Source organism: Achromobacter sp. 413638 (assembly GCF_043119405.1).
Taxonomy (GTDB): Bacteria; Pseudomonadota; Gammaproteobacteria; order Burkholderiales; family Burkholderiaceae_B; genus Achromobacter.
On record NZ_JBICCO010000157.1, the window covers coordinates 1 to 4,605 of the forward strand.

11 protein-coding genes are annotated in these 4,605 nt (G+C 61.5%); all 11 read right to left on the reverse strand.

All coding sequences use genetic code 11. From position 1 onward, the window contains the following. Window positions 1-196 precede the first annotated feature (196 nt). Window positions 197-397 carry a hypothetical protein gene (locus ACEU5R_RS31710; protein WP_392413856.1) on the reverse strand — a complete coding sequence of 67 codons (201 nt, stop codon included), beginning with the start codon at window positions 395-397 and terminating at the stop codon, window positions 197-199. Beyond that, on the reverse strand, window positions 390-602 hold the full coding sequence (locus tag ACEU5R_RS31715) for a hypothetical protein (protein WP_392413858.1): 213 nt from the start codon (window positions 600-602) through the stop codon (window positions 390-392). The genes ACEU5R_RS31710 and ACEU5R_RS31715 overlap by 8 nt, the downstream gene beginning before the upstream one ends. After that, complete coding sequence (locus ACEU5R_RS31720) at window positions 595-882, reverse strand: hypothetical protein (protein WP_392413860.1); 288 nt, start codon at window positions 880-882, stop codon at window positions 595-597. The genes ACEU5R_RS31715 and ACEU5R_RS31720 overlap by 8 nt, the downstream gene beginning before the upstream one ends. Continuing rightward, complete coding sequence (locus ACEU5R_RS31725) at window positions 879-1,493, reverse strand: gp16 family protein (RefSeq protein ID WP_392413861.1); 615 nt, start codon at window positions 1,491-1,493, stop codon at window positions 879-881. The genes ACEU5R_RS31720 and ACEU5R_RS31725 overlap by 4 nt, the downstream gene beginning before the upstream one ends. Further along, the gene (locus tag ACEU5R_RS31730; RefSeq protein ID WP_392413863.1) at window positions 1,490-1,687 is read right to left on the reverse strand and encodes a hypothetical protein; all 198 of its coding nucleotides are present in this window, start codon (window positions 1,685-1,687) and stop codon (window positions 1,490-1,492) included. Before ACEU5R_RS31730 ends, ACEU5R_RS31725 begins: the two co-directional genes overlap by 4 nt. Window positions 1,688-1,692: 5 nt before the next feature. Next, window positions 1,693-2,160, reverse strand: coding sequence for a hypothetical protein (locus ACEU5R_RS31735; RefSeq protein WP_392413865.1), 468 nt, complete (start codon window positions 2,158-2,160; stop codon window positions 1,693-1,695). Window positions 2,161-2,169: 9 nt separating this feature from the next. Then, on the reverse strand, window positions 2,170-2,850 hold the full coding sequence (locus tag ACEU5R_RS31740; RefSeq protein ID WP_392413866.1) for a DUF2786 domain-containing protein: 681 nt from the start codon (window positions 2,848-2,850) through the stop codon (window positions 2,170-2,172). After that, window positions 2,843-3,238 carry a hypothetical protein gene (locus ACEU5R_RS31745; protein ID WP_392413868.1) on the reverse strand — a complete coding sequence of 132 codons (396 nt, stop codon included), beginning with the start codon at window positions 3,236-3,238 and terminating at the stop codon, window positions 2,843-2,845. The genes ACEU5R_RS31740 and ACEU5R_RS31745 overlap by 8 nt, the downstream gene beginning before the upstream one ends. A 40-nt stretch (window positions 3,239-3,278) precedes the next feature. Further along, window positions 3,279-3,671, reverse strand: a complete 393-nt coding sequence (locus ACEU5R_RS31750; RefSeq protein WP_392413871.1) for a Mor transcription activator family protein — start codon at window positions 3,669-3,671, stop codon at window positions 3,279-3,281. 164 nt (window positions 3,672-3,835) lie between these two features. Then, complete coding sequence (locus tag ACEU5R_RS31755; RefSeq protein ID WP_392413873.1) at window positions 3,836-4,057, reverse strand: hypothetical protein; 222 nt, start codon at window positions 4,055-4,057, stop codon at window positions 3,836-3,838. A 2-nt stretch (window positions 4,058-4,059) separates the two neighbouring features. After that, window positions 4,060-4,605, reverse strand: a 546-nt coding sequence (locus ACEU5R_RS31760; protein ID WP_392413875.1) for a DUF3164 family protein, incomplete at its 5' end; no start/stop codon positions are given.

Sequence of the window (4,605 nt, forward strand, 5' to 3'; positions counted from 1 at the left end):
TGAAGAGAAGAGAGATAAATCCGGGGAGACCGCTGAGATAAATCCGGGATGCCGCGGGATGGGAAGGGATTTATCGGGATGGAACTGCAAGAGCCTTACAGAATCGGGCCGGGTGATTTAGCCCGATCGCATGGTCAGGAAGATCTGTCGCTCTGGCCGGAAATGATGGCATGGATCTCGTCTTCCAGCCTAGCGGTCATGTGCTCTTCTCCTTCAATCCATCATTCTCTGCGGAGCTCATTGGCGAGCCCCAACCGTTGATCTCGATGACAACGTTCATGAATCGAACCTCGTTCGAAGGCACGCCGAATAGTCGGTTCACGCCTGCCACCACCGCCGCCGTGAACCAGCCGCATCCCAGCAGCCGTAAAGCGCGATATCTGGTCACCTTAGGCATCGAAGGCTCCAATCGTTCGTGCAACGATGTACCCGTTCTCTTTGAGGGCATCGAGCTGGAGGCGGGCGTGGTCGTCGCTGATGGCGTAGATGTGGCAGGCATAGGTGCCGTCCGGGCTACGGAATTTCAGCTCATAGGGGTGCCAGGTCCGCCCTTCGACGTCCTTAACCTCGAACGGATACGGGATCGAATGAAGCTCAGCCATGGGTGCCCCCTTCTTCGACAAAGCCGGCGTGAGCCGGCACGACCTCGCGCAGACCGCCCTCATTGCGCGCCGCGCGGGCTGCGCGCAGACTTTCCTTCCAGCGCTCGGCCTTCTGGATGACTTTCTCGTCGTTCAGATAGCAGGCCTTGCACCAGGGATGCAGCTTGCCCCTGGCCGTGTAGAAGAATTCGCCGTCAGCAGGCCAAAAGTCCTTACAACGAGAGCACAGGATCTCAGTGCCCAGCTCGGTCTCGATCTTGGGACGCGGCACTCTTTTCATGACCAGGCGCTCCCGGATTTCAACGCCGCCTGCAAAGCCTCAAGGGCTTCATGCATCGGTTCGAAGGTGTTGCGTGTGAAGGCCAGGTTGAGCTTGGCCTGCAGCTTGCCGAGAACTGCTGGCTCGAGCCGCTGATCGCGCACCTGATCGACTAGATGCCGAACATGATCAGGCAAGAGGCGCATCGCCCACTTCTTCATGGTCTCGATGGTGCGCTCGGCCTGACGGCCATCTATCCATTGCAGCGCGTCAACGCCCGTGATCCGCTTGACGTATGCTGCCAAGGCCTCCTCGGAGGCGTTATTGACCGCGCCCAGATCGCGCAACAGCAGCCACAGGGCACGGATCTTCTTGCTGGTCGCCTCGGTGTCCACCGGGCGGCTCGGTCGAGGCTTGAGACGCACCTTGAACCCGAAGCGCTTGAAGTGATCCAGGGCCAGCTGCAGCTCGGCAGCACTCATCGATGAGCACGAGTCCTTCTTGCCGCCCGTGACCGTCAGCAAAGCCGCGCGATAGGTCTCTTTGTCCAACTTCAGTTCGCGTTGGGCAATATGCACAAGACGGATTAGGCGCTGGCGCTCGGATCCGCGCGGCGTCGAGGCGGTGCTCATGCTTGACCCTCGATGTCATCGGTGGTCAGCTGGCCGAATACCTGCTCGATGCGATCGGCAAGATCGGTCAGCTCACCCATGTTGAATTGATCGAGGCCATCCCACGCCTCGGCCATGTTGAGAAGCCTCTCGCGAATGGCGCGCAGGCTACGGCGCTGACGGCCGGCAAGCTGTCTAGGTGTGAGGCTGGCCATTTGAATCAGCCTTCCTTCAGCACAAAAACAACACCGTCCTGCCGCGCTGACCGGCTCCTACGACACCGAGCAAGCCAAACCTCCAACGCGTCACCCGCCTGTTGTTGATCATCCGCTTCAGGCACACCCGGAACGAGCAGTTGCCCCTCGCTGTGGCCATATCCGTGCCTAGCGAGGTCGGAAAGATGTGTCCGCAAAGCGAACTTCGGGCCACTGGCGATCAAGATCGCTCCGCTCCCATCAGCATGATCAGCGGGTTGCCGGTCGCCAATCTCGATAAGCCCGCTTGCCCAACACCACGCTACCTGCGGCGTCATGTCGTAGTACTCCTTGCTGCCGCATCGAGGGCAGCAGCGGTCATACATCTGTATGGACGCGGTGGAGCGGCGCGGTCTGGGCCGTTCAACACGCTCCGATTCCAGATGAACATTGCGGCAGCGTGTGCATTTCGCCTGACGATCATTTTCTTTCATGAGGATCTCCTATTCCAGCATCAAAGGCGCCGAGCTCGCGCCCACGCCCTGGTGCAGCTGAACGCCAGCGCCTGCGCGGTGGCCTGCGACCTGGTCGGCCCAGCCGCGAGCGCCGGCGTCACGGCTGCGCGGCGTGAACTTTCCCAGGTTCGGGTGATTCAGCTGCATGTGGGCCTCGATTGCAGCCTTCTGATCGCCCGAGGACTCCATGCGGGGTACGAGAGAGGCGATCGCCGCGACCCAGCCCTGGCAGAAGGCATCGGCACGAGCCGTCTTGTTCTTGGGGCCGCAGCGCTTCAACTTGGCCTTGATGTGCTCGGCGCGGGCACGTGCCATCAGCCGCAGGAGCACCTGCAGGGTGTACTGTGCCACCTCGACATTGGGCGAGCAGCCGACCAGCAGCCACACTACTCCACCGGAGAGGATTCCGCCGCTCGCAAGGATGAGCTCGCAGCCGAAAGCATCGGCCACAAGGCCGGCAAGGTAGGCTTCGTGCCTGCTCGGCGTGCGTGCGGCGGCCTTAACCGAGCACTCACGAGCGCCGATTGCCTGAGCTTCCAGTTGCGATACCCCGTGCTCACGCATCAACGCCTGCGCCTGACGCAGCGCTGCAGCGGCCTCGGCCGGCTCGCTGGACTTCGCCAGCGCCAGGCACTTCTCGATCTTGCGAAGGATGTCGTCTTTATCCATGTTGGAGATCCTCGGCCAGGTTTCGCAGCGCCGGCACGACCGGAACGGCATAGATCGGCGTGTGGCCTGTGAAAACGCAGTCCTGGGTCTCGCCATCCGGGAAAACCTGCTTGAGTATGGTGACCGCATCCAGCCGCGTAAATGCGATGCTCATGCGATCCGGCAGCAGCCGACCGATATTGACAATGCTGGCACGCAAGATATCCACCTTCAGCTTGTCGTCCACAGCCGTCAGGCGGTCGATACGCTCGACGTCGGCGACGATGGCGTCGATTTCAGCAAGGCAAGCCGCCTTGCTCAGCGGGCTGCCCGGTGTCTTGTAGGCATCCAGCACTGTGCGGATGCGTTGAATGGGCTTCATGGCTGTCGTCGTGGTGTTCTCGTTCATGAGGGGGACTCTCTACGGTTGTGGAAACAGACCGCTGGCGCTACGCACCGTCGGTCTCAGGCGAATCCATTCCAGGAAGCTGGGGTTGGTTGCGGCGACGAGACTCGGCCAGCATGACGCGGTACCGCTGGTAGACATACACGTAGCTCACGCCCAGGTGGGCGGCGATCTCCGAGGCGTTCCCGCGGCGAAGGTGCTGCCAGATGTAGGTGTCATGCTCCAGCCGGACATAGCCGCGATCCTTTGGGAAATACAGGCTCTGGCCGCTGTAATGACGGTGCACCAGGTCGACCAGCTCATCGCCGAGTGTGGCCGCGTCCTCGGCCGTGAGCTGAAGGCGCTCGACCAGGAAGATGCCGAACAGCTCGGCCATCTCCTGCAGGGTCTTGTGGCGGCGTCGCACGGACGGCGTATCGTCGGGGGGCATGGTCATTTCTGGCTCCTGGCGCTTACCGGAGCGCCCTACAAGGGCAAGGCGTTCAAGAAAGCGTGCATGTCGAAAAAATCCGGGGTCGATCTAAGCCCGCCCGGCCAGGCTGGGACGTCCCGCGCATTTACCCGTGCGCGGCCCCTTATCGCTTGGGGTGAGGAGCGGGGTCATACATCGCTCGGGCCGATGCGGGTGCGCTTGTCGTGTTCTCCGGCATCCCAGCCCACCACGTACTCGGTGCACCAACTGCAGACACCTTTTCCGAGGGTGCGATCGACCCGCAGCCAGTAGCACGAATCGCTACCCTTGGTGTCGCAGCAGGCGTCGATGTCGGTACAACCGCAGCCCACGCACTGCGCGATCGAAAGCGGATTTCTGGCCATCGTCATGATCACACCGCCGCGATGTCCAAGCAGATCGGTGCGTATTCATCCGAACCCTCGCGCCGTTCGTAGAACCGCACGTACGGCTTGCTGTTGGCGACGCTCACGCTGTCGCTGATCGCGGCCATGGCGCGCTGCCAGCGGTCATCCTTGATAGGTAGACGACGCAGGCCCAGCACGCGAGCCGTGTTGATCTGGCCGGCCTTGTCCACCCGAAATGCATCGTTCACCAGCACCTTGATCTCATCGCGTGAATCTTCAGACCAGGACGTGATGCACTCGTCGATCAGGGTCTTGGCCCCATGCAAGCGCTCGTCGAACACGAGGCGATCCTGGATCTGCAGCCGGATCATGTAGCGTCCGCTGAACGAGGTCAGCGTCAGGTTTCCCTTGACGCTACGCGACTTCACGCCGTACTGCTCAACGCTTGTCTCGACAAATGCCTCGATATCGCGAAACGCGCGCACCTTGAAGTCCGCCAGCAACGTGCTGATGACCTTGGCCTGGTCGATGAGCGTCTCGATGGTCTGGTCGCGCAGCTTGTCGATATCGGA

Coding starts and splice junctions, on each gene's coding strand:
- ACEU5R_RS31715 (WP_392413858.1), bottom strand. CDS start 602: ATGGCTGAGCTTCATTCGATCCCGTATCCGTTCGAGGTTAAGGACGTC.
- ACEU5R_RS31730 (WP_392413863.1), bottom strand. CDS start 1,687: ATGGCCAGCCTCACACCTAGACAGCTTGCCGGCCGTCAGCGCCGTAGC.
- ACEU5R_RS31725 (WP_392413861.1), bottom strand. CDS start 1,493: ATGAGCACCGCCTCGACGCCGCGCGGATCCGAGCGCCAGCGCCTAATC.
- ACEU5R_RS31750 (WP_392413871.1), bottom strand. CDS start 3,671: ATGACCATGCCCCCCGACGATACGCCGTCCGTGCGACGCCGCCACAAG.
- ACEU5R_RS31740 (WP_392413866.1), bottom strand. CDS start 2,850: ATGGATAAAGACGACATCCTTCGCAAGATCGAGAAGTGCCTGGCGCTG.
- ACEU5R_RS31720 (WP_392413860.1), bottom strand. CDS start 882: ATGAAAAGAGTGCCGCGTCCCAAGATCGAGACCGAGCTGGGCACTGAG.
- ACEU5R_RS31710 (WP_392413856.1), bottom strand. CDS start 397: ATGCCTAAGGTGACCAGATATCGCGCTTTACGGCTGCTGGGATGCGGC.
- ACEU5R_RS31735 (WP_392413865.1), bottom strand. CDS start 2,160: ATGAAAGAAAATGATCGTCAGGCGAAATGCACACGCTGCCGCAATGTT.
- ACEU5R_RS31755 (WP_392413873.1), bottom strand. CDS start 4,057: ATGACGATGGCCAGAAATCCGCTTTCGATCGCGCAGTGCGTGGGCTGC.
- ACEU5R_RS31745 (WP_392413868.1), bottom strand. CDS start 3,238: ATGAACGAGAACACCACGACGACAGCCATGAAGCCCATTCAACGCATC.